Origin of the sequence: Streptomyces sp. NBC_01217 (assembly GCF_035994185.1) — a bacterium.
GTDB lineage: Bacteria > Actinomycetota > Actinomycetes > Streptomycetales > Streptomycetaceae > Streptomyces.
In genome coordinates, this window is record NZ_CP108538.1 from 4,437,114 (window position 1) to 4,459,391 (window position 22,278).

Here is a 22,278-nt window from a genome sequence, read left to right on the forward strand (position 1 = left end):
CCAGAGTCACCTGAAACGCTACTGCACCAGCCCCGCCAGCTCCGCCTCGCGCCGAGTGACCTCGCCCAGGAGCTGATCGGCGATCTCGTCGAGCAGCCGGTCCGGATCGTCGGGCGCCATCCGCAGCATGGCCCCGATCGCGCTCTCCTCCAACTCCTGGGCGAGCACCGTCAGCAGTTCCTTGCGCTGGGTCAGCCACTCCAGCCGGGCGTAGAGCTCCCCGCTCTCGCCGAGCTCCGCCCGCTCCGCGACCGGCCCGGCCGCCCACTCCTGCGCCAGCTCCTTCAGCAGCGCCTCGTCGCCGCGCCCGTAGGCGCCGTTGACGCGGGTGATGAACTCGTCCCGGCGCGCCCGCTCCTTCTCGTCCTGCGCCAGGTCCGGGTGGGCCTTGCGCGCCAGCTCGCGGTAGAGCTTGCGCGCCTCCTCGGTCGGCCGGACCCGCTTGGGCGGCCGGACCGGCTGCTCGGTCAGCATCGCCGCTGCCTCGGGGGACAGCCCGTCCGAGTCCATCCAGTCGTGGAACAGCTCGTCGACGCCCGGCATCGGCATCACGATCGCCCGGGCCTCCTGCGCCTTGCGAAGGTCTTCGGGGTCACCGGTCCTGGCGGCCCGGGCCTCCGCGATCTGCGCATCGAGCTCATCGAGGCGGGCGTACATCGGCCCGAGCTTCTGGTGATGCAGCCGGGAGAAGTTCTCGACCTCGACCCGGAAGGTCTCCACCGCGATCTCGAACTCGATCAGCGCCTGCTCCGCCGCCCTCACAGCCTTCGCAAGCCGAGCCTCGGGCCGAGCCCCCTCAGCGGTCCCGTCGGCAGCCTCGCCGACCCCCTCAGCGGCGCCAGCGGCGTCGGCCTCCGGACCGGCGCCATCATCGGCACCGGCCGGCCCTCCGTGCTCCGCATCCTGCGCAGGCTGCTCGTGCTGCCGGTCGTTGTCCTGCCGGTCATCGTCGTTCCGGGTGGTCGGCGCCCCGGCCGCTTCGTGGGTCACCCGTCCAGCGTATGGCCACCGTCCACGCCCCGAGGACGCGCGGTCGGCACAAAGCTCCTCACACGCCCAGTTCGGCGGCTATCCGCCCCGAACCGATGGCCCGCACCAGCTCCGCGTGGTCCGCCTCCGTGCGGTCCGCGTACGTCACCGCGAACGCCGCCACCGCCTCGTCCAGCTCTTCGTTCTTGCCGCAGTAGCCCGCGATCAGCCGCGGATCGGCGCTGTGCGCATGGGCCCGCGCCAGCAGTGCACCCGTCATCCGGCCGTAGTCGTCGACCTGATCGGCTGCCAGGGCCGCCGGATCCACACTGCCCTTGCGGTTCCTGAACTGCCGCACCTGGAACGGGCGTCCGTCGACGGTGGCCCAACCCAGCAGGATGTCGCTGACGACCTGCATCCGCTTCTGCCCGAGCACCACCCGGCGCCCCTCGTGCGCCACCTCCGGCACATCGAACCCGACAGCCGGGAGGTAGGGCGCCAGCACGGAGGGCCGCGCCTCCTTCACCTGCAGCACCAGGGGCTCACCACGGTGATCGAGCAGGAGCACCACGTACGACCGGGTGCCGACGCTCCCCGTACCGACCACCCGGAACGCCACGTCATGGATCGCATACCTGGCGAGGAGCGGTACGCGGTCCTCCGAAATCGTGCCCAGATAGTCACCGAGTCCCGCCGCCACCGCCGCGGCTTCCTCGTCCGGCACCCGCCGCAGAACCGGCGGCGCGTCTATGAAGCGGCGTCCGCCGTCCCCGGAATCCTCGGTGGACTTGGCCGCGAAGCGGGCGCTGGTGTTGTTACGGGCCTTCTCCGAGACCCGCTCCAGGGTGCCGAGCAGATCCCGCGCGTCCGTGTGCGAGACCAACTCCTCGTCCGCGATGGCGTTCCACGCGTCGAGTGCGGGCAGTCTGGCCAGCAGACGCATCGTCCGCCGGTATGCGCCCACCGTGTCGTACGCGCCCCGGCGGCAGGTGTCCTCGTCCGCCCCCGCCTCGCGCCCGGCGAGAACCAGCGAGGTGGCGAGGCGCTTGAGGTCCCATTCCCAGGGGCCGAACACGGTCTCGTCGAAGTCGTTCAGGTCGATGACCAGACTGCCCCGCGCGTCGCCGTACAGGCCGAAATTGGCCGCGTGCGCATCGCCGCAGAGCTGGGCGCCCACCCCGCTGACCGCTGTGCCCATCAGGTCATGGGCCATCAGCCCGGCCGAACCGCGCAGAAACGCGAACGGCGTGGCCGCCATCCGTCCCACCCGGATCGAGGTGAGTCCGGGCACCCTGCCCCGGCTCGACTCCTCGACCGCCTGCACCGCATCCGGCCGCCCGGCAGGCAGGTCAAGAGCTGAGTGAGCGGCCCTGGGCACCCTCTCCCGCAGCGTCTTGCCCGCCTCCCTGGGCGACTGCGGCGCACTCCCGCCCACCGCGGTCGCCGCATTCGTCCGGCGCGCGAATCCGGGTACGACCGGAATGCGCGGATCACCTGCCACAGCCCGCTGAACCGGCACTGTCGCTTCGATTTCACCCATGGCGCGCAGCCTCCCCCGCCCTCGTCCTGCGCTCCTGGCCCCATGCCTGTCGCAGATCAATTGCGACGAAGGTACCGCCGTCCGCCGAAAGCCGTCTGCCCCTGTGGAAAACTCACCGCGCGGCCTGTGGACAACACTCTGTCCTGGGCAGACCCGGTCGGGCCGGGTCAGACGCCGACGGCCTCTTCCAGTTCTTCCTCGTCATCCGCCCCGGTCCGGGCTTCGGCCTTGACGTGCCGCCCCCGTCGCTACGCGGCCCCTGCCTCCGTGCACTCGGCGACAGCAGCGGCCGGAGCCGGCACCGCCACGTCCTTCCGCCGCTTCCCCTCGACCAGTCCCGCAGTCCCGCAGTCCCGCGACACCCATTCACAGGCCGGCGGCCCACCACAAAACGGACCCCCACCGCCCCCTCGGCGTCCGGTACGCCTCAGCAGGGGTCTTCAGAGGTCAGATACGTATTCGACCAGTGAGCCAGCTCCTTGAGCGCGGGTTCCATCGCGGCACCGGCCCCGGTCAGACGGTACGAAACCCGCAGCGGCGGCCCCTCATCGACCTCACGCACCACCAGTCCGGCCGCACCGAGTTCGGAAAGCCGGTCCGAAAGCATGCGCTCGCTGATGCCCGGAATCGCTCGCCGCAGATCGGCGAAGTGCACCGGCTGCTGCAGCAGCACCGAGACGATCGGCCCCGTCCAGCGCTTGCCGAACAGCTCGAAGACACGGGTGATGCCGACATCGACCCGCCTACACGCCTGTTCGCTGTGCTCCGCCATGACCCCAGGGTACTGCGCGACCATGAGGTACTTACGAATAATAAGCAGCTATGTTATTACTAGGTGCATACGAAAATGGCGACTCACCGCACCGGTTTGCCGCCGTCCCCAGATACCGCCACCCCCAGATATCCATGGAGATCCCCGTGGCCACACTTCTTCACCTCGACTCCGCCGTCTTCCCCGAGGGCTCCGCGTCGCGCGATGTCAGTGCCGCCTTTGTGCAGGCCTGGCGTGAGCAGCACCCCGACGGCCAGGTCGTCTACCGCGACCTCGCCGCTTCCCCGCTGCCCCATCTGGACGCCGCGGCTGTCGCCGCCGGCGCCGAGGACCCGCTGCGCCGTGAACTCGCGGACGAGCTGGCAGCGGCGGACGCCATCCTGATCGGCGCCCCGATGTACAACTTCACCATTCCGTCCACGCTGAAGGCCTGGCTCGACCAGGTGATCATCGTCGGCCACAACGCGGGTCCGGACAGCACGGCGACGGGCACCCCGATCACCGTCGTCGCCAGCCGGGGTGGCTCGTACGCCGCCGGCACCCCGCGCGAGGGCGCCGAGTTCGTCCAGAACTACCTGGAGACGCTGCTGACGACCATGTTCGGCGCCGAGGTCGACTTCATCGTCCCGGAACTGACGCTGGCCCGGTCCCAGCCCGCGATGGCCGATCTCATTCCGCTCGCCGACGCCTCCCGCACCCAGGCCTTCTCCGTAGCCGCGGAGAAGGGCAAGACCCTCGCCGCCCGCCTCGCAGCCTGAGCCGTACGGAACACAGCCGGCCGGGACCCGAGGGGATGCAGGACTCCATGGGCCCCGTAAGCCCCAACACCCGCACAGGACGCTACAAATCCGGCGTTTCACGTGAAACAAAGCCCGGGAACGAACGCGGACGAACGGGAACGAAGAAGCCCCACAGACCGTTGGCCTGTGGGGCTTCTCTCTTGTGCGCGAGGGGGGATTTGAACCCCCACGTCCCTAAGGACACTGGCACCTGAAGCCAGCGCGTCTGCCGTTCCGCCACTCGCGCAAGAGTGGTGTTTTCAGACTCTCTCACCGTTTGGTGCGAGCGCCTGGCGACATCCGGAAGATTAGCACGCTGGACAGGGTGGATTCACATCCGTTGTTTCACCGAACGCCAGGCGGGAAGCGGGAACGCCGTGCGGCCGCCCCCACTCCTCCTCAGTGCACCCCAGGTGCGGGACACTGTCAGGAAGCCGCCTCTACGATCCGTGTGAGAGGTGACACTCATCCACAGGGCAGACAAGGGGAACCAGCCGATTTCCCGACGCGTGGATACGATCAGTAAGCAGTACAGGGACGACTACAACGGAGGAGGTGCCCCATGGGAGTCATGAAGCGTTTCGAGCAGCGTCTCGAAGGTCTGGTCAACGGCACCTTCGCCAAGGTCTTCAAGTCCGAGGTCCAGCCGGTCGAGATCGCAGGAGCCCTCCAGCGCGAGTGCGACAACAACGCAACGATCTGGAACCGTGAGCGGACGGTCGTCCCCAACGACTTCATCGTCGAACTCAGCACGCCCGACTACGAGCGGCTCAGCCCGTACTCGGGCCAGTTGGGCGACGAACTCTCCGGCCTGGTCCGCGACTACGCCAAGCAGCAGCGGTACACCTTCATGGGCCCCATCAAGGTCCATCTGGAGAAGGCCGACGATCTCGACACCGGTCTCTACCGGGTGCGCAGCCGCACCCTGGCGTCGAGTTCGTCACAGCAGCAGGACCCCCAGGGCCGGCCAGGACCGCAGAGCCACCCGGGACAGCAGGGCCAGCCCCCCTACCCGGGCCAGGGACGGCCGGCACAGCCCACCGGCGGCTACGGCTACCCGCCCAGCGCCGCCCCGCCCATGCCCGCGGCCCCGCCGCCGGGCGCAGGCAGGCCCGGAGCGCCCAGCACCGACCGGCACCCGCCGGCCGGGCCCAGCCCCCTGCCGAACGCGCAGGTCCGGCGCTGGATCGAGATCAACGGCACCCGCCATCAGATCTCCCGCCCGACGCTGGTGCTGGGACGCAGCACCGACGCCGACGTGCGGATCGACGACCCCGGCGTATCGCGCCGGCACTGTGAGATCCGGACCGGAACGCCCTCGACGATCCAGGATCTCGGGTCCACCAACGGCATCGTGGTGGACGGGCAGCACACAACCCGCGCTACGCTCCGCGACGGCTCGCGGATCGTCGTGGGCAGCACCACCATCGTTTACCGGCAAGCCGAAGGGTGAAGCGGGGGCAATGTCAGAGCTGACCCTGACGGTCATGCGGCTAGGTTTCCTGGCTGTTCTGTGGCTGTTCGTGATCGTGGCCGTGCAGGTCATCCGCAGCGACCTGTTCGGAACGCGCGTCACGCAACGCGGCTCACGCCGCACTGCGAGCGACACACGTCCGCAACAGGCACGCCAATCCGCCGCGGCACCGCCGCAGCAACGCCAGCAGCCCGGCCGCCAGCGCCGGGGGGCACCCACAAAGCTGGTCGTCTCCGAAGGCACGCTCACCGGCACCACGGTGGCGCTCCAGGGGCAGACGATCACGCTGGGCCGGGCCCACGACTCAACGATCGTCCTGGACGACGACTACGCGTCCAGCAGGCATGCCAGGATCTACCCCGACCGTGACGGCCAGTGGATCGTCGAGGATCTCGGGTCCACCAACGGCACGTATCTCGACCGGACCCGACTTACCACCCCGACACCTGTTCCGCTGGGCGCGCCGATCCGGATCGGCAAGACCGTCATCGAGCTGCGGAAGTAGTACGACAATGAGCGAGCGGAGCGAGCGAGCCGCAGCGGCCCGGGCAACGGACCCGGCCCGGCTCCCGACCGGAGGGTGGGCAGTGTGGCTCGAGACCGGCTGTACCCCGAGCCGACGGGAGAGGTGCGCATGAGTCTTTCCCTGCGCTTCGCCGCCGGATCGCACAAGGGCATGATCCGGGAAGGCAACGAGGACTCCGGCTACGCCGGTCCGCGCCTGCTCGCCATCGCCGACGGCATGGGCGGCCAGGCGGCCGGCGAGGTCGCCAGCTCCGAGGTGATCTCCACACTCGTCCAGCTCGACGACGACGTCCCGGGCTCGGACATCCTCACCTCGCTCGGTACGGCGGTCCAGCGGGCCAACGACCAACTGCGCATGATGGTCGAGGAGGACCCCCAGCTGGAGGGCATGGGCACCACGCTCACCGCGCTGCTCTGGACCGGCCAGCGCCTCGGCCTCGTCCACGTCGGCGACTCCCGCGCGTACCTGCTGCGCGACGGCGTACTCACCCAGATCACCCAGGACCACACCTGGGTGCAGCGGCTGGTCGACGAGGGCCGGATCACCGAGGAAGAGGCCACCACCCACCCGCAGCGCGCCCTTCTGATGCGGGCACTGGGCAGTGGCGACCACGTCGAACCCGATCTCTCCATCCGTGAGGTCCGGGTCGGCGACCGCTATCTGATCTGCTCCGACGGGCTCTCCGGCGTCGTCTCCCACCAGACGATGGAAGAGACCCTCGCCAGCTACCAGGGCCCCCAGGAGACCATCCAGGAGCTGATCCAGCTCGCTCTGCGCGGCGGCGGCCCGGACAACATCACCTGCATCGTCGCCGACGTCCTGGACGTCGACAACAACGACACCCTGGCCGGACAGCTCAACGACACCCCGGTCATCGTCGGCGCGGTCGCCGAGAACCAGGCCGCCCAGCTGAACGACGGCAGCGCCATGCAGACCCCCGCCGGACGGGCGGCCGGCCTCGGCCGCCCGGTCCCGCCCCCCGCAGGCGGCTTCGGACCGCCCGGAAGCGGCGCCGGCGCCGGCTACGGCCAAATGCCCGACGGCTCCTTCGACGCGTACACCGACGACGACTTCATCAAGCCCGGCGGCGGCCGCAAGTGGCTCAAGAGGTCCTTCTACGTCGTGCTCGCGCTCGCCGTCATCGGCGGCGGTCTCTACGGCGGCTACCGCTGGACCCAGAACCAGTTCTATGTCGGCGCGAAGAACGAACACGTCGCGCTGTTCCGGGGCATCAGCCAGGACCTGGCCTGGGTCTCGCTCTCGAAGGTCGAGAAGGACCACCCCGAGATCGAACTCAAGTACCTCCCGCCCTACCAGCGCAAGCAGGTCGAGGCGACCATCGCCGAGGGCAACCTCACCTCCGCACGCGAGAAGGTCGGCGAACTCGCCCTCCAGGCGACCGCCTGCAAGAAGGACGCCCAGCGACGCGCGGCCGAGAAGGCCCGCTCCGACGAGGGCCAAGCCAGTGGCACGGACTCGGACGCCGCCAAGACGTCCGGCACTTCCGGTACCACCACGACCAAGCCGAACGCAGCGACTCCCACTCCTGGTCCCAGCCTCTCGGAGGAAGAGAAAAAGCTGGTCCCGCAGTGCGGTAAGCAGTAAAGCCGTAGGGGGCCTTCAGCACCATGAGCGTTGTCACCAATACGACCACGATCGGCGCGATCGACGCACCGAGCCGTCGCAACACCGAACTGGTTCTGCTTCTCTTCGCCGTCTTCATCTCGGTGTTCGCGTACGCCAACGTGGGCCTCGCTCTCAACGGCGAACTGCCCTCGGGCATGCTCGGGTACGGACTCGGGCTCGCCCTGCTCGGCGGCATCGGCCACCTCGCCGTCCGCAGGTTCGCCCCGTACGCGGACCCGCTGCTGCTTCCGCTGGCGACGCTGCTGAACGGGCTGGGACTGGCCATCATCTGGCGTCTGGACCAGTCCGAACGGTTCCAGGCAACCCCGAACTTCGCGCCCGCCGCCTCCAAGCAGCTGCTGTTCTCGGCAGTGGGCGTCGCGCTGCTGATCGTCGTGCTGGTGGCCCTCAAGGACCACCGCATTCTGCAGCGCTACACCTACATCTCCATGCTGGTGGCGCTGTTCCTCCTGATCCTTCCGATGTTCTTCCCCGCCGTGAACGGCGCCAAGATCTGGATCAAGATCCCCGGCGTCGGCACGCTCCAGCCAGGGGAGTTCGCCAAGATCATCATCGCGGTGTTCTTCGCCGGCTACCTCATGGTCAAGCGCGACGCGCTGGCCCTGGCCAGCCGCCGCTTCATGGGTCTCTATCTGCCGCGGGGCAGGGACCTCGGGCCGATCCTCATGGTCTGGGCCTTCTCGATCCTCATCCTGGTCTTCGAGACCGACCTCGGCTCCTCCCTGCTGTTCTTCGGCATGTTCGTCGTCATGCTGTACGTCGCCACCGAGCGCACCAGCTGGATCGTCTTCGGCCTGCTGATGTCCGCAGCCGGCGCCGTCGGCGTGGCCACATTCGAACCGCACGTCCAGCAGCGCGTCACCGCCTGGCTCGACCCGTTCGCCGGATGGGGCAAGCTGGCCGCCAGCGAGCAGATGGCCAAGTCCCTGATGGCATTCGGTTCCGGCGGCACCCTCGGCACCGGCCTCGGCCAGGGCAACTCCGACCTGATCGGCTTCGCCGCCAACTCCGACTTCATCCTCGCCACCGTCGGCGAGGAGCTCGGCCTCGCCGGGATGATGGCCGTCCTTCTCGTCTACGGCCTGATCGTCGAGCGCGGTGTCCGCACCGCGCTCGCCGCCCGCGACCCCTTCGGCAAGCTCCTCGCGATCGGCCTCTCCGGTTCCTTTGCCATTCAGGTCTTCGTCGTTGCCGGCGGTGTCATGGGACTCATTCCGCTGACCGGTATGACCATGCCGTTCGTCGCGGCAGGCGGATCGTCAGTGATCGCCAACTGGGCCCTGATCGGCATCCTGCTCCGCATCAGCGACACCGCGCGCCGCCCGGCGCCGGCCCCAGCCCCGTCACCCGACGCCGAGATGACCCAGGTGGTCCGACCGTGAACAAGCCCCTTCGCAGGATCGCGATCTTCTGCGGGCTGCTCGTCCTCGCTCTCCTGGTCCGCGTCAACTGGCTCCAGTACGTACGTGCCGACGAACTGAACGCGAACGAGCACAACCGCCGTGTCCAGATCGAGCGGTATGCGCACGAACGCGGCAACATCATCGTCGACGGAGAACCCGTCACCGGGTCCGTCGAGACCAAGGGCAGCGACTTCAAGTACAAGAGGGTCTGGAAGAACGGCCCCATGTGGGCCCCCGTGACCGGCTTCTCCTCGCAGGCCTTCGACGCGTCACAGCTGGAGAGCATCGAGGACGGAATCCTCACCGGTAACAGCGACCAGCTGTTCTTCGACCGCACGCTGTCCCTCTTCACCGGCGAGAAGAAGACCGGCGGCAACATCGTCACGACTCTCAACAGCGCCGCCCAGAAGGCCGCCTTCAAGGGACTCGGTGACAAGAAGGGTGCCGCAGCGGCAATCGATCCGCAGACCGGCGCCATTCTGGCCCTCGTCAGCACCCCCTCGTACGATCCCTCGGTCTTCGCGGGCAATTCCCTCAAAGACGCGGATGCCCGGCAGCAGCTCCTGAAGGACAAGGACAAGCCGATGCTCAACCGGGCATTGCGCGAGACCTACCCGCCCGGCTCGACCTTCAAGGTCGTCACCGCCGCGGCCGCGCTGGAGAACGGGCTGTACACCAACATCGACGAGGCCACCAAGTCGCCGCTGCCCTGGCGGCTCCCACTGACCAGCAGTGACCTGGAGAACGAGGGCAACATCCCGTGCAAGAACGCCTCGCTCCGCGAGGCGCTCCGCTGGTCCTGCAACACGGTCTTCGGCAAGATGAGCGATGACCTGGGCAACGACAAGATGATCGAGGAAGCGAACAAGTTCGGCTTCAACAAGGAGATCTTCACTCCGGTACGGGCCGACGCCAGCGTCTACCCCAAGGACAACCGCCCGCAGAACGCCATGGCCGGCATCGGTCAGGCGTCCAACCGCGCCACCCCACTGCAGATGGCGATGGTCGCCGCCGCGATCGCCAACGACGGCAAGCTGATGCAGCCGTACATGGTCGCCGATCGCCAGGCCCCCAACCTGGACGTCATCTACACCCACGAGAAGGAGCAGCTCAGCCAGCCCCTCTCGGGTGAGAACGCCCAGAAGCTGCAGGAGATGATGCAGACCGTCGTCGAGAGCGGCACGGGGCAGAACGCCAAGATCCCGGGTGTCACCGTCGGCGGCAAGACCGGTACGGCCCAGCACGGTCTCAACAACAGCGAGAAGCCGTACGCCTGGTTCATCTCGTACGCCAAGACCGACAGCGGCTCCCCGGTCGCCGTCGCCGTGGTCGTCGAGGACGGCCAGGCCAACCGCGACGACATCTCCGGTGGCGGTCTGGCCGCCCCGATCGCACAGGCTGTGATGAAGGCAGTCATCGACAGCAAGAAGTGATGCCCGTCACATCGGGTGCCATACCTGCACATTGGGATACCGGTCAGATATCAGGTCCGGACTCCGGGCCGATCAGGTGGTGTGCGGCCGGTAGCGTATGCGCGAGCAGCACACCGCCGGACCGCACACCGGTGCGGTCGGGACTGACGGAGAGGGCTGGAACAGTTATGGAAGAGCCGCGTCGCCTCGGCGGCCGGTACGAGCTGGGCTCGGTGCTCGGCCGTGGTGGCATGGCCGAGGTCTACCTCGCACACGACACCCGGCTCGGCCGCACCGTAGCTGTGAAGACACTGCGGGCCGATCTGGCCCGCGACCCGTCCTTCCAGGCCCGGTTCCGCCGTGAGGCCCAGTCCGCCGCCTCGCTCAACCACCCGGCGATCGTCGCTGTCTACGACACCGGCGAGGATTACGTCGACGGGGTCTCCATCCCGTACATCGTCATGGAGTACGTCGACGGGTCGACGCTCAGGGAACTCCTGCACTCCGGCCGCAGACTGCTGCCCGAGCGCACCCTTGAGATGACCGTCGGCATCCTCCAGGCGCTGGAGTACTCGCACCGCGCGGGCATCGTCCACCGCGACATCAAACCGGCGAACGTCATGCTGACGCGCACCGGCCAGGTCAAGGTCATGGACTTCGGCATCGCCCGCGCCATGGGCGACTCCGGCATGACGATGACCCAGACCGCGGCCGTCATCGGCACCGCCCAGTACCTCTCCCCGGAGCAGGCCAAGGGCGAGCAGGTCGACGCCCGCTCCGACCTCTACTCGACCGGCTGCCTGCTCTACGAGCTGCTGACGGTCCGGCCGCCGTTCATCGGGGACTCCCCCGTCGCGGTCGCCTACCAGCACGTACGGGAAGAGCCTCAGAAGCCCAGCAACTTCGACCCCGAGATCACGCCCGAGATGGACGCGATCGTGTTGAAGGCCCTGGTCAAGGACCCCGACTACCGCTACCAGTCGGCCGACGAGATGCGCGCCGACATCGAGGCCTGCCTCGACGGCCGGCCGGTCGCCGCCACCGCGGCGATGGGCGCGCCCGGTTACGGCGGCTACGACGGATACGGCAACGACCAGCCCACCACCGCTCTGCGCGCCACGGACCAGCACGGCGCACCCACGTCCATGCTGCCCCCGGTCAACCCGGTCAACCCGGACGACGGCGGCTACGGCTACGACGACCGCCCGGACCGCCGCCGCCAGAAGAAGAGCAACACCTCGACGATCCTGCTGATCGTCGCGGGCGTCCTGGTGCTGATCGGCGCGATCCTGATCGGCCGGTCGGTGTTCAGCGACAACAACAGCGGCGACGGCAGGGTCGATGTGCCGAACATGGTCGGCTCGACCGTGAAGGAAGCACAGAAACTCGCGGACAACGCCGGTGTCGTCCTCAAGGTCGGCTCGCGCGAACCCTGCGAGAACCAGGCCAAGGGCAAGATCTGCAGCCAGACCCCGGCAGCCGACGGCAAGATGGCGGAGCAGGAGACCGTCACGGTCGTCGTCTCCACCGGTGCGCCGAAGGTCGAGGTCCCGGACGTCGTGGAGAAGACCGAGGCGACCGCCCGCAAGGACCTTGAGGACAAGGGCTTCGCGGTGAACGTCACCGCAGCCGAGTCCGACAAGCCCGCGGGTACGGTCATCAAGCAGGTCCCCGAGGGCGGCGCGAAGGCCGAGAAGAACTCCGAGGTCACGATCACGGTCGCCAAGCAGGCCCTCCTGGACCTCCCCAACGTCCGTAACCGTACGTACCAGGATGCGGAGGCGCAGCTCAAGGGCATCGGGTTCACAAACATCCAGCGTGTCGACATCGACTCGCCCCAGCCGGTGGACACCGTGGTCGAGCAGTCCCCCGAGGCCGGCAAGCAGGCCGGGGACGTCCAGATCGTCCTGAAGGTCTCGAAGGGCCCGCCGCAGCCGGAGAAGACTACGGTTCCCGATCTGATGGGCAGGACCCTCGCGGAGGCGAAGGGCCTGCTGGCTCAGGCGGGTCTGCAGCTCGGCCCGGTGCAGGGCCCCAATGACGACAACGCGAAGATCGTCGGCTTCCAGCCCGGTGCGAACCAGCCGGTCGACAAGAACAGCGCGGTCACCGTCCAGACCATGCCGGGCGGTGGGAACGGCAACATCTTCGGCGGCCCGTCCGGCTCACGGGACTGACCCCGAGCAGAACCACCCATCGGGCCCCGCTCACCGCAAGGTGACCGGGGCCCTTTGCCGTGTCCGCCGCCGTACCAGTTGCCCGGCATACCGCACATGCAGCCGTATACCGATCGTGTCTTCATATGTCCTGAATCGTTGGACCGATGGGGTGACGTGGGGGTTCAGGCCCCACCCCCAGCTCGCACCAACATCCGAGACGAGTCGAGAGGGCATGAACGTGATCAACGATGCGGTACTGCTGGAGTCGAGGTCTCTACGCAATGACGTCGCCGGCCGGACAGAGGTGCTCGACAAGGTCAAGGCGCTCTCGCTGCTGCCTGACGGCATGCACGTGACCACGGCGATGGTCGCGGCATACTTCGAGGTGGCCGTGAAGACCCTTGAGTCCGTTATGGAGGACCACAGAGAGGAGCTGGACTCCAATGGCCTCCATGTTCTGACAGGCACGCGACTGGCCCTCTTCAAGGGGGCCTGTGGAATTCAGTCCCGCTCACGGGCGATCGCGGTCTTCTCCCGACGGACGGTACTCAACGTCGCCATGCTCCTCCGGGACAGCGAAGTCGCACGTCAGGTGCGTACATACCTGCTTGACATGGAGTACGTGGCGCGGACTCAGCCTGTGGACAACTCTGTCCACAGGGGACCTGAGTACCTCGACGACCGCATCGACCGACGCATCACCCACATCCTCGGCAAGACCGTCGTCCCCATGTTCAACACCCTCATCGAGGCCTCCGGCGAGCACCGCAAAGAGCTGATCTCGCTCCGGAACGACGTCGAGAAGGTCGAGCGGAAGCTCTGCAACCACCACCGAAGGCTCAGGCATCTTGAGCACGCCCAGGGCCCGCGCCCGTACACCGGAGTCATGGCGTCCATCGATGCCATGAACTGGCGGGAGTTCGAGCACCACGTCGCCGCGCTGCTCCGTCGCGACGGCTGCGCGGACGTCGTGGTGCACGGCGGCCGCGGCGACCGGGGTGTGGATGTCACAGCGGTGACCGCGGACGGCCGGAGCATCGTCGTTCAGTGCAAGAGCTTCGCGCCCTACCGTCCGGTGTGGAGCGGCGAGCTGCAGAAGTTCCTCGGCGCCTCTTTCGTCCAGCACGGGGCCGATGTGGCTCTCTTCGTCGCCACGACCTCCTTCACACCCGAGGCACGCGCCATCGCCGAGACCCACGGCATCACCCTCGTCGACCGCGCTCACCTCGAAAAGTGGAGCGCTGGAGTAACGCTTGCGATCCTGAGGTAGCCGACAGCGACCCGTGGACGCGAAGGCCCGAAGCCGCAAGAAGAAGTTGCGGCTTCGGGCCTTCGCCATCCTACGGGCCTGCTCCGTGAAGTCGGCCCGATCGAGGTCCTCTTGGGACTTCAGTCCCTGTCTCAGCGCAGCTCCGCCGGCTTCGTACGGTCCTTGTCCACCTTCTCCGTACGCACCAACTCACCCCACACGATGTAGCGGTACTTCGACGTGTAGACAGGTGTGCAGGTCGTCAGCGTGATGTAGCGGCCGGGCTTCTTCGCTCCCGATCCCTTCGGTACCGCCTCCAGCACGTCGACGTTGTACTTCGACGTCTCGGGCAGTTCCTTGAAGACCTTGTAGACGTACCAGGTGTCCCTGGTCTCGAAGACGACCGCGTCCCCCGTCTTCACCTTGTCGATGTTGTGGAACTTGGCCCCGTGCCCGTCGCGGTGTGCCGCCAGGGTGAAGTTGCCCTGCTCGTCCCAGGGGAGAGCCGACTTCACCGGGTCCGTGTAGTAACCCGCGATGCCGTCGTTGAGGTTCCCGGTGTCGGTGCCCTTCTTGACCAGCACCTCGCCGTTCTTCATCGACGGGACGTGCAGGAAGCCGATGCCGTCCTTGGTGTCCAGCGCGCCCGGCCCGCCCGCCCAGCGGTCGCGGACGGTGTGGCCCTGTTTGGTGGCCTCGCGATCGGCGAGCACATTGGTCCACCAGAGGGAGTAGGCGACGAAGAGCCCCAGCACCAGGCCTGCGGTGATCAGCAGTTCACCGAAGACACTGACCGCAGTCGCCACGGGATGGCGGCCACTGCGCCGCGGCGGGGGCACGGACTCACCTACGCGCTCTTCCTGCTCGGTCCTCGCTGTCACCGCACCCGTCCCTGTCGTGATGATGTTTCAGCCGACGAGCGCGTCGGGCTTCCCTTTGCTGCGCGGCCGTTCGTCGACCATCTTGCCCCAGACGATCAAACGGTACGTACTCGTGAATTCGGGTGTACAGGTCGTCAAAGTGATGTACCGGCCCGGCCCGGTGAACCCCGAACCCGGCGGAACCGGACCAATCACGGAGACGTTTGACGGCGATGTCTGCGGAAGAGTCTTCGTCGCCTCGTACGTGTAGTACGCGTCCTGCGTCTCGACCACGATCAGGTCACCGGGGGCCAGCCGGTTGATGTAGCGGAACGGTTCTCCGTGCGTATTGCGGTGACCGGCCAGCGCGAAATTGCCCTGCTTGGCCGACGGCATCGCGGTGCGCAGCGTGCCCTCGCTGTAGTGACCGATCATGCCTCTGTCGAGGACCTTCTCCTTGCTGGTGCCCTCGGCGATCGGAACGACCACATCCAGTTTCGGGATGTGGATGATGGCGAATCCCTGCCCCGCTTCGAACGCACCGGGGTTGCGGTCACCCTTCGCCCAGTCGTCCTGGATCTTGTGCGTCTCCTTGCCGGCGTACTGGTCGGCGCGCACATTCGTCCACCACAGCTGGTACGTCACGAACAGCAGCATCAGCACGCCGAGCGAGATGAACAGCTCCCCGACGACCCGACTGGCGACAACGGCCGGACTGTCCTTGGCCGCACGCGCCGCACGCCGTGCCTCGACGCGCGACATCGGCTTCGCGGCCGAAGCCGATGCGGCCGGCTCCGTGGCTGACGCCATGCTCTCCGGCTGCGGTCCGGTACGCCTACGGCCGCGCCCCTTGGCAGCGCGCCGCCGCTCGGCGCGGCCTCCGGTGCGCGGTTCCGGATCAACGCTCTCGGGCCCCGCGCCCGGTTCCGCGAAACTCTCCGCATCGCTCACCGATCCCGGTCCCGGTGCCGACATCGGCTCCGGCATCGTCACCGGAACCGCCTGGTCGACCAGGCGCCGGGTGTCCGCCGTCCGCAGACCAACCGTCTCGTCGTCGAGCGGGAAGGCGCGGGTGACGGGCTGCGCCCGGTGCGTCGACGCAGGCGTTGACGCAGGCGTTGACGCAGGTGTCGGCGCGGACGCAGACACGGGTGCCGACGCGGGGGACGGCGCGGGCGTCTGCTGCCCGTACCAGTCCCGTTCGAACCCCTCGGGGTCGTACCACTCCGGCGGGGTCTCCTCGGGCCTCTGCGCCCCGTGTGGCGCCTGTTCCTGCGCCTGTGTCCGGGCCCGCGCCTGTCTCTGTTCCTGCGGCGGCTGATCCGGCGCCCGGTGCAGCCCCCGCCCCCGTGCCCGCTCCTGCCCCGGCAGCGGGTCGTTCAGCGGATCCGCCAGCTGGTCGACCGCCGCCTCGAACGCGCCTGCGGCCTCGTACGCTCCCTGCTCGTACGGGCTGTCCTGTCCGGCGTCATGTTCGGGGCGGAGTGCGGTCACGCGACGGCCTTGCCCACCACCGGCGCAAGCCCCGCCGACCTCGCGACGGCTCCCGTGTCGCCGCACTGGGCCAGCCAGTTGGCCAGCATCAGATGGCCGTGCTCGGTCAGCACCGACTCCGGGTGGAACTGCACACCCTCCACCGCCAGTTCGCGGTGGCGCAGCCCCATGATGATGCCGTCGGCAGTACGAGCCGTCACCTCAAGCTCCGGGGGAACCGTGTCGGGTTCGGCGGCGAGCGAGTGGTAGCGGGTCGCGGTGAAGGGCGACGGCAGACCGGTGAAGACCCCGGTGCCCTCATGGTTCACCAGCGAGGTCTTGCCGTGCAGCAGCTCCGGGGCCCGGTCCACCACACCGCCGTACGCCACCGCCATCGACTGCATCCCGAGGCAGACCCCGAAGACCGGGACGCCCGTCGCCGCGCAGTGGCGCACCATCTCGACGCAGACACCCGCCTGCTCCGGCGTACCGGGACCGGGCGACAGCAGTACGCCGTCGAAGCCGTCCTGGGCGTGTGCCGTGGTCACCTCGTCGTTGCGCAGCACTTCGCACTCGGCGCCGAGCTGGTAGAGGTACTGGACGAGGTTGAAGACAAAGCTGTCGTAGTTGTCCACGACGAGGATGCGGGCGCTCACTGGCCGCCCTCCGTCCCGGTCGAGCCGTCGACCGTCACATCGCCGAACGGCAGCAGCGGCTCCGCCCACGGGAAGACGTACTGGAAAAGCGCGTAGACGACAGCCAGCACCAGCACCAGCGAGATGAGCGCACGCACCCATGCGCTGCCCGGCAGATGCCGCCAGATCCAGCCGTACATGCTGTCCCCTCCATTCGGTACGGGACCAGACTAAAGGGCCGGGGCAGAAGCGTGGGTCAGCTGTGGAAAGCTGTCGGCCTGCCGTCGGTCACAGGCTGGGTCGCATCGAGGTGCGCCCAGGCGATCAGCCGGTGGCTGCTGCCCCATTCGGGGTCGCAGGTGGTCAGCGTCAGATAGCGGCCCGGCCCGTCGAAACCGGACTTGCGGGGGACCGGGTCGATGACCCCGGTGTCGCTCGGCACCGTCCGGTAGGGCTTCTTGTCGATGCGGTACGTGAACCACGTCGTCCCGTCCGTCAGCACCACCGCGTCGCCCTGCCGCAGCTTCGGGAAGTCCTTGAACGGATCCCCGTAGGTGCGACGGTGTCCGGCCACCGCGAAATTGCCCGTCGCGCCGAGGCGGGCGGTCCCCGCGTAATGACCGAGCCCCCTGCGCAAGGTCCTGACCTCGGTGTTCTCCAGGACGGGCCACTCCCAGCCCTTGCCGAAGCGGGGTATGTACAGCATCGCGAACGGCTTCCCGTCCCGGTACGCCGCAGGCGCGGGCGGCGTCGACGGCGTAGGGGACGCGTCCGGAGTCGGGGATGCGTCCGGCGCAGGTGCCGACACCGTGCCCTGCGCCCACTGGTCGCGGAGGGTGTCGATCTGCCCCTCGGTCGCTCCTTGGGCCTTCACGCCCGTCCAGAACAGCACGTACACCACAAAGAGCACGATCACGGCGCCGACGGTGATGCAGAGTTCGCTGAACGTTCTCACGATCAGTCGCACCGACACCGCGTCGGCCTCCCCACAGCTGCTTGCTACTTCACCGGCTCCGCATAGTGGAGATCCACTGTGCCCGAGTAGCCGGGAAGAGTCACCGCCTCGCGCTCCTCGACTTTCCAGCCGAGCCCGTAGGCCTTCACGTACAGCAGGTAGTTGCTGATCGCCGGGGAGTCGTCGAGCGCCTGCTTGAGCTTGCCCGGGTCACCGACCGCGGTGACCTTGTACGGCGGGGAGTAGACCCGGCCCTGGAGGATCAGGGTGTTGCCGACGCAGCGCACCGCGCTGGTGGAGATCAGCCGCTGGTCCATGACCTTGATGCCCTCGGCGCCGCCCTGCCAGAGGGCGTTGACGACCGCCTGCAGGTCCTGCTGGTGAATGACCAGGTCATTGGGTTGCGGATCGGGGTAGCCGGGGTTGGCGGTGGCATTGGGCGGGGCGTCGTCGAGCGTGACGGACACGGACCGGCCGGAGATCTTCGTGGTGCCCGCGGCCCTCTCCAGCTCCTTGAGCCGGGCGTCCTCCGCCTCGGTGCTGCCGTCATCCCGCCGGACGAGGGTGTCGATGTCCTCGCGCACCGACGCGTTGGTCTCGTCCAACTGGGCGTTCTTGCCGCTGCGCTGCTGGATGAGGTCGGAGAGCTTCAGCAGCGAGGAGTCGGTACGGATGTTGGTGCCCTTGGCCGTGTTGGCGCTGGTGACGAAGATCAGTCCGGCGAGGGCGAAGACGGCAGCGGTGAGCACCCTGACCGGGTGCCGGAAGGTGCGCCGGACCGGTCCTCTGGGAGAGTCGGCAGAATTGCTCAACGTACCCTTATCTCCTTCGGCGCCACGGAAGCACTACGCTAACGGACGCCCGGGGGAGGCAGCATTCCCCCTCGCGCCTTGCCCCGGCGCCAGCCACAGTTCCCTGCGCGGTCACGCAGCGCATCGACAGGAGAGTTCCTCGTGCCGAAGTCACGTATCCGCAAGAAGGCCGACTTCACGCCCCCTCCGGCGAAGCAGGCAACCAACATAAAGCTGACCAGCCGAAGCTGGGTGGCGCCGGTGATGCTGGCGCTCTTCCTGATCGGCCTGGCCTGGATCGTCGTGTTCTATGTGACCGACGGCGATCTGCCCATCCAGTCGCTGGGTAACTGGAACATCGTCGTCGGCTTCGGCTTCATCGCCGGAGGCTTCGGTGTCTCCACGCAGTGGAAGTAGGGCACGCAGCGGAAGCGGGGCCGCAGGGCGCCTGATCCCACAGCGGAGCCCGGTCCCGCAACCCTTGCGATAAGTTACCCACAGAGTTATCCACAGGCGGGGGAAAAGGTCAGACGATCTGTGGATAACTCCCTGACTGTTGACGCCGATGTGACTGCAGCCTCCCTCATGGAGGGATGGCGTGCCCCTTGTCTCTGCTGGAAAAACCCAGCTCAGCGACAAGGGGCACAGTTGTTCCCACAGAATGCACAAGATCCGGCGCGCGCTGTGGACAACTGACCGAAGGAATACCCTGGGAGCCCCCGGGAAGCCGTCGGAAAGCCCTCAGGAAGCCCCACAGAGCCCACGGAGAGCCGACAAAGAAGGCCAAGGAAACCCTTGGGGGAGCTCAGGTCAGCGCGGCCGTCCTGGCGAAAACGACGGCGACCACGGCCACCAGGACCAGGGCGCAGGTGCCGTACTGCACCAGCGCGCGCCGCTCGCGGGGCGCGTGCACCATGCCGATCGCGACCACGGTGCCCGCGATCAGACCGCCGACGTGCGCCTGCCAGGCGATTCCGCCCCAGGGGTTGAAGGTGATGACGAGGTTCACCGCGAGAAGCACGAAGACCGGGCGCATGTCGTAGTTGAGCCGGCGCATGAGCACGATGGTGGCGCCCAGCAGTCCGAAGATCGCTCCGGAGGCTCCGAGCGAGCCCTGTACGGGCGCGGAGAGCCAGTAGGTGAGGGCGCCGCCCGCCAGGCCGGAGAGCATGTAGAGCGTGAGGTAGCGGGCGCGGCCGAGCATCGCCTCCAGTGGCCCGCCGAGCCACCACAGCCCCAGCATGTTGAACATGATGTGCCACACCTCCTGGTGCAGGAACATCGATGTCACCAGCCGGTACCACTGGCCCTCGGCCACGCCTTCCACCGGCCCGCCGGAGTAGGTCGTCGCGCGGCCGAGCAGCATCAGGTCGTTGACCAGTGCCTCACCCCTCACCTGTACGGCGATGAACAGGGCGACGTTGATACCGAGAAGGATCTTGGTGACGAGTCGGGGGTCGGCCGTGACGGCGCCGCCGGCGACGGTACGCGGCTGATTGGCGGCCGGGCCGTGTCCCGTACCGGAGCCCTGGCGGACGCAGTCCGGGCACTGGAAGCCGACCGAGGCATTGACCATGCACTCGGGGCAGATCGGCCGGTCGCACCTGGTGCACCGGATGTGCGTCCCACGGCCGGGGTGGCGGTAGCAGCTCAGCGAGCCGTCCATGGCGGCGGAACGGTCCTGGTCGCCCGGCGGCTTCTGGTCCATCGGTCCCATCACTCCCGGTCCCCTCGGTGCTCTCGTGGCGGCAGCACGCGCAACGCGGCCCTGCCCGTCCGTTATGTAACAAGTACGGACGAGCAGGGCGCTTGGTTCCCGAAAGGCCAATCAGAGCGTGATCATCGGATGACCATTGGTGATCATCGGTTCTCGATGACGACCGATTCGATCACGACGTCCTGCAGCGGACGGTCGGTGCGGGCGTTGGTCTTGGCGGCCGCGATGGCGTCCACGACCTTCTGGCTGGCGGGGTCGACGACCTCGCCGAAGATGGTGTGCTTGCCGGTCAGCCAGGCGGTCGGCGAAACGGTCACGAAGAACTGCGAGCCGTTGGTGCCCGGGCCGGCGTTGGCCATGGCCAGCAGGTACGGCTTGTTGAAGCTGAGGTCGGGGTGGAACTCGTCACCGAACTCGTACCCCGGGCCGCCGGTGCCGTTGCCCAGCGGGTCGCCGCCCTGGATCATGAAGCCGCTGATGACGCGGTGGAAGACGGTTCCGTCGTACAGCCGGTCCGTGGACTTCTTGCCGGACTCGGGATGCGTCCACTCCCGCTCGCCCTTGGCGAGCTCGACGAAGTTCTTGACCGTCTTGGGCGCGTGGTTCGGCAGGAGCCGGATCTCGATGTCGCCCTGGTTGGTCTTCAAGGTGGCGTAAAGCTGCTCAGCCACGATCTGCCTTCCGTAAGTCTTCAGTGACGTTGAGTCTTCAGTGACGTCCACCGATCCTCGCACGGACCGTCCGCTCCGGCGCCCGGCCGCCACCCGGAACGCCCTTCGCTCACCTTCTTGCCCGATTCCGCGCCCGTCCACCGAGGCCCCCATCCCGCCCCGCTCGCCCGCGCCTTCGCCGCAACCCCCATGTGCCGCTCCCCGCAGGAACAAATGCGGCCAAGTGCGTGACGAACCGGCGCGGGCTGAAGCGAACCGTGGCATTGTCGTCGGCAAGCTCCCCTTGCACCGCATTGCCCTAAGGCGTCACCGATGACCTGATTGACCCGGATGCCTGCCCCGCATGCCAGGCAGGCATCCGGCAGGCATGATCTCGAAATGGGTGGAAAGGCGGAGTATCCACCCGCCACCAAGGAGGAGGATCCCGTGACCCGCATCGACAGCGTGCGCGCCGCAACCGACTCGGCGAAGGACAGCGTGCAGCACGCCGCGGAAGTGGTGGCGCCCTACGCCGACACGGCCAAGGACCAGGCCGCACAACTTGCGTACGAGGCCCGCGCACTGCTCGCGCCGAAGGTGTCGAAGGCAGCCCAGCAGGCCCGTGTCCAGTACGACGCGCACCTCGCACCACGTATCGAACTGGCCCGTGCCCATGTACCCCCGAAGGTCGACGAGGCCGCCCAGCGCGCCGCGCTCCGCACCCGCCGGGCCGCCCGCAGCGCCGCGGACTACACCGTGCCGCGCGTCGGGCAGGCGATGGCCGCCGCCCAGCCCGTGGCCGAGGAGGCGACGGCCCGCAGCGCCGCCGCACTGGCAGCGCTGCGCAGCCAGGTGACCGCGAAGGAGATCAGGCAGCTGACCAGGAAGCACGAGCGGCGGGCGAAGGCAGGGCGGCTGTTCAAGGGGCTCGCCGTGCTCGGCGTCGCGGCGGGCGCCGCCTACGCCGCCTGGAGGTGGTGGGACAAGCAGGCCAACCCGGACTGGCTGGTCGAACCGCCTGCTCCCACTGAGGTCTCCGACCGCGCACCGCTGTCCTCGGTCGACGGCAGCGGTCCGACGTCGCTCGACCCGGAGGTCCAGGCCAAGCAGGCGGAGACGGAGAACAAGAGGACGGATGGCCCGGAGGGTGTGGACGGCACAGATCTCGACGACCGCCGCTGAACGGCTCCCGCGCAACGGAACGGGCGCCGGAGGATCTTTCAAGGTCCTCCGGCGCCCGTTCCCTGTCACGGCGCGCCGGCGCCGG

At 68.1% G+C, this 22,278-nt stretch carries 21 protein-coding genes and 1 tRNA gene; 10 read left to right on the top strand and 12 right to left on the bottom strand.

The features are described 5' to 3' along the window. Nucleotides 1-18: 18 nt before the first annotated feature. The 3 genes from OG507_RS19505 to OG507_RS19515 form a co-directional block, all read right to left on the bottom strand. Nucleotides 19-990, bottom strand: coding sequence for a hypothetical protein (locus tag OG507_RS19505; protein ID WP_327368475.1), 972 nt, complete (start codon nucleotides 988-990; stop codon nucleotides 19-21). A 58-nt stretch (nucleotides 991-1,048) separates the two neighbouring features. After that, on the bottom strand, nucleotides 1,049-2,509 hold the full coding sequence (locus OG507_RS19510) for a DUF2252 domain-containing protein (protein WP_327368476.1): 1,461 nt from the start codon (nucleotides 2,507-2,509) through the stop codon (nucleotides 1,049-1,051). A 427-nt stretch (nucleotides 2,510-2,936) separates the two neighbouring features. After that, entirely contained in the window at nucleotides 2,937-3,281 is a 345-nt protein-coding gene (locus tag OG507_RS19515; RefSeq protein WP_327368477.1) for a winged helix-turn-helix transcriptional regulator, read from the bottom strand. Between the two features lie 146 nt (nucleotides 3,282-3,427). Here OG507_RS19515 and OG507_RS19520 point away from each other — a divergent pair, with 146 nt between their 5' ends. Beyond that, nucleotides 3,428-4,039: an FMN-dependent NADH-azoreductase gene (locus tag OG507_RS19520; protein ID WP_327368478.1), complete on the top strand. Its 612-nt coding sequence runs from the start codon at nucleotides 3,428-3,430 to the stop codon at nucleotides 4,037-4,039. A gap of 185 nt (nucleotides 4,040-4,224) precedes the next feature. Here OG507_RS19520 and OG507_RS19525 read toward each other — a convergent pair. After that, nucleotides 4,225-4,307: transfer RNA gene (locus OG507_RS19525), tRNA-Leu, on the bottom strand. A 315-nt stretch (nucleotides 4,308-4,622) separates the two neighbouring features. Between OG507_RS19525 and OG507_RS19530 the strand changes: the two genes are divergently transcribed. From OG507_RS19530 to OG507_RS19560, 7 genes are all read left to right on the top strand, one after another. Continuing rightward, the gene (locus OG507_RS19530) at nucleotides 4,623-5,513 is read left to right on the top strand and encodes a DUF3662 and FHA domain-containing protein (RefSeq protein ID WP_327368479.1); all 891 of its coding nucleotides are present in this window, start codon (nucleotides 4,623-4,625) and stop codon (nucleotides 5,511-5,513) included. Nucleotides 5,514-5,523: 10 nt separating this feature from the next. Next, nucleotides 5,524-6,039, top strand: coding sequence for an FHA domain-containing protein FhaB/FipA (locus OG507_RS19535; protein ID WP_327368480.1), 516 nt, complete (start codon nucleotides 5,524-5,526; stop codon nucleotides 6,037-6,039). Nucleotides 6,040-6,168: 129 nt separating this feature from the next. Continuing rightward, complete coding sequence (locus OG507_RS19540; protein ID WP_327368481.1) at nucleotides 6,169-7,665, top strand: Stp1/IreP family PP2C-type Ser/Thr phosphatase; 1,497 nt, start codon at nucleotides 6,169-6,171, stop codon at nucleotides 7,663-7,665. 23 nt (nucleotides 7,666-7,688) lie between these two features. Continuing rightward, nucleotides 7,689-9,089 (top strand): FtsW/RodA/SpoVE family cell cycle protein, encoded by a 1,401-nt coding sequence (locus OG507_RS19545; protein WP_327368482.1) that lies wholly within the window; start codon nucleotides 7,689-7,691, stop codon nucleotides 9,087-9,089. Next, nucleotides 9,086-10,543 carry a peptidoglycan D,D-transpeptidase FtsI family protein gene (locus tag OG507_RS19550; RefSeq protein ID WP_327368483.1) on the top strand — a complete coding sequence of 486 codons (1,458 nt, stop codon included), beginning with the start codon at nucleotides 9,086-9,088 and terminating at the stop codon, nucleotides 10,541-10,543. The genes OG507_RS19545 and OG507_RS19550 overlap by 4 nt, the downstream gene beginning before the upstream one ends. A gap of 167 nt (nucleotides 10,544-10,710) precedes the next feature. Continuing rightward, nucleotides 10,711-12,699: a Stk1 family PASTA domain-containing Ser/Thr kinase gene (gene pknB, locus OG507_RS19555; RefSeq protein ID WP_327368484.1), complete on the top strand. Its 1,989-nt coding sequence runs from the start codon at nucleotides 10,711-10,713 to the stop codon at nucleotides 12,697-12,699. Between the two features lie 214 nt (nucleotides 12,700-12,913). Next, entirely contained in the window at nucleotides 12,914-13,951 is a 1,038-nt protein-coding gene (locus OG507_RS19560; RefSeq protein WP_327368485.1) for a restriction endonuclease, read from the top strand. 131 nt (nucleotides 13,952-14,082) lie between these two features. Here OG507_RS19560 and OG507_RS19565 read toward each other — a convergent pair whose 3' ends face one another. Genes OG507_RS19565 through OG507_RS19590 form a run of 6 tightly spaced genes read right to left on the bottom strand, consistent with a single transcriptional unit; the run spans nucleotide 14,083 to nucleotide 18,665 of the window. After that, nucleotides 14,083-14,811: a class E sortase gene (locus OG507_RS19565; RefSeq protein ID WP_327368486.1), complete on the bottom strand. Its 729-nt coding sequence runs from the start codon at nucleotides 14,809-14,811 to the stop codon at nucleotides 14,083-14,085. Between the two features lie 27 nt (nucleotides 14,812-14,838). After that, nucleotides 14,839-16,284, bottom strand: coding sequence for a class E sortase (locus tag OG507_RS19570; protein WP_327368487.1), 1,446 nt, complete (start codon nucleotides 16,282-16,284; stop codon nucleotides 14,839-14,841). Beyond that, nucleotides 16,281-16,919, bottom strand: a complete 639-nt coding sequence (locus OG507_RS19575) for an aminodeoxychorismate/anthranilate synthase component II (RefSeq protein WP_327368488.1) — start codon at nucleotides 16,917-16,919, stop codon at nucleotides 16,281-16,283. Before OG507_RS19575 ends, OG507_RS19570 begins: the two co-directional genes overlap by 4 nt. Further along, nucleotides 16,916-17,098: a hypothetical protein gene (locus OG507_RS19580; RefSeq protein WP_327368489.1), complete on the bottom strand. Its 183-nt coding sequence runs from the start codon at nucleotides 17,096-17,098 to the stop codon at nucleotides 16,916-16,918. The genes OG507_RS19575 and OG507_RS19580 overlap by 4 nt, the downstream gene beginning before the upstream one ends. Before the next feature lie 56 nt (nucleotides 17,099-17,154). Continuing rightward, nucleotides 17,155-17,871: a class E sortase gene (locus OG507_RS19585; RefSeq protein WP_327368490.1), complete on the bottom strand. Its 717-nt coding sequence runs from the start codon at nucleotides 17,869-17,871 to the stop codon at nucleotides 17,155-17,157. 26 nt (nucleotides 17,872-17,897) lie between these two features. Beyond that, complete coding sequence (locus OG507_RS19590) at nucleotides 17,898-18,665, bottom strand: DUF881 domain-containing protein (RefSeq protein ID WP_327368491.1); 768 nt, start codon at nucleotides 18,663-18,665, stop codon at nucleotides 17,898-17,900. Between the two features lie 141 nt (nucleotides 18,666-18,806). On the opposite strand from OG507_RS19590, the gene crgA reads away from it, so the two are divergent. Next, nucleotides 18,807-19,061 carry a cell division protein CrgA gene (crgA, locus tag OG507_RS19595; protein ID WP_114245501.1) on the top strand — a complete coding sequence of 85 codons (255 nt, stop codon included), beginning with the start codon at nucleotides 18,807-18,809 and terminating at the stop codon, nucleotides 19,059-19,061. Between the two features lie 388 nt (nucleotides 19,062-19,449). Here crgA and OG507_RS19600 read toward each other — a convergent pair whose 3' ends face one another. Both OG507_RS19600 and OG507_RS19605 read right to left on the bottom strand, forming a co-directional pair. Further along, nucleotides 19,450-20,352: a rhomboid family intramembrane serine protease gene (locus OG507_RS19600; protein WP_327368492.1), complete on the bottom strand. Its 903-nt coding sequence runs from the start codon at nucleotides 20,350-20,352 to the stop codon at nucleotides 19,450-19,452. A gap of 152 nt (nucleotides 20,353-20,504) precedes the next feature. Then, on the bottom strand, nucleotides 20,505-21,032 hold the full coding sequence (locus OG507_RS19605) for a peptidylprolyl isomerase (protein ID WP_327368493.1): 528 nt from the start codon (nucleotides 21,030-21,032) through the stop codon (nucleotides 20,505-20,507). 426 nt (nucleotides 21,033-21,458) lie between these two features. Between OG507_RS19605 and OG507_RS19610 the strand changes: the two genes are divergently transcribed. Further along, the gene (locus OG507_RS19610; protein WP_327368494.1) at nucleotides 21,459-22,193 is read left to right on the top strand and encodes a DUF5324 family protein; all 735 of its coding nucleotides are present in this window, start codon (nucleotides 21,459-21,461) and stop codon (nucleotides 22,191-22,193) included. The last annotated feature ends 85 nt before the right edge of the window (nucleotides 22,194-22,278 follow it).

Excerpts from the sequence above, each read along its gene's own strand:
- OG507_RS19510 (WP_327368476.1), bottom strand. The coding sequence starts at position 2,509 with ATGGGTGAAATCGAAGCGACAGTGCCGGTTCAGCGGGCTGTGGCAGGT.
- OG507_RS19515 (WP_327368477.1), bottom strand. The coding sequence starts at position 3,281 with ATGGCGGAGCACAGCGAACAGGCGTGTAGGCGGGTCGATGTCGGCATC.
- OG507_RS19530 (WP_327368479.1), top strand. The coding sequence starts at position 4,623 with ATGGGAGTCATGAAGCGTTTCGAGCAGCGTCTCGAAGGTCTGGTCAAC.
- OG507_RS19535 (WP_327368480.1), top strand. The coding sequence starts at position 5,524 with ATGTCAGAGCTGACCCTGACGGTCATGCGGCTAGGTTTCCTGGCTGTT.
- OG507_RS19540 (WP_327368481.1), top strand. The coding sequence starts at position 6,169 with ATGAGTCTTTCCCTGCGCTTCGCCGCCGGATCGCACAAGGGCATGATC.
- OG507_RS19545 (WP_327368482.1), top strand. The coding sequence starts at position 7,689 with ATGAGCGTTGTCACCAATACGACCACGATCGGCGCGATCGACGCACCG.
- pknB (WP_327368484.1), top strand. The coding sequence starts at position 10,711 with ATGGAAGAGCCGCGTCGCCTCGGCGGCCGGTACGAGCTGGGCTCGGTG.
- OG507_RS19560 (WP_327368485.1), top strand. The coding sequence starts at position 12,914 with ATGAACGTGATCAACGATGCGGTACTGCTGGAGTCGAGGTCTCTACGC.
- OG507_RS19580 (WP_327368489.1), bottom strand. The coding sequence starts at position 17,098 with ATGTACGGCTGGATCTGGCGGCATCTGCCGGGCAGCGCATGGGTGCGT.
- OG507_RS19600 (WP_327368492.1), bottom strand. The coding sequence starts at position 20,352 with ATGGACCAGAAGCCGCCGGGCGACCAGGACCGTTCCGCCGCCATGGAC.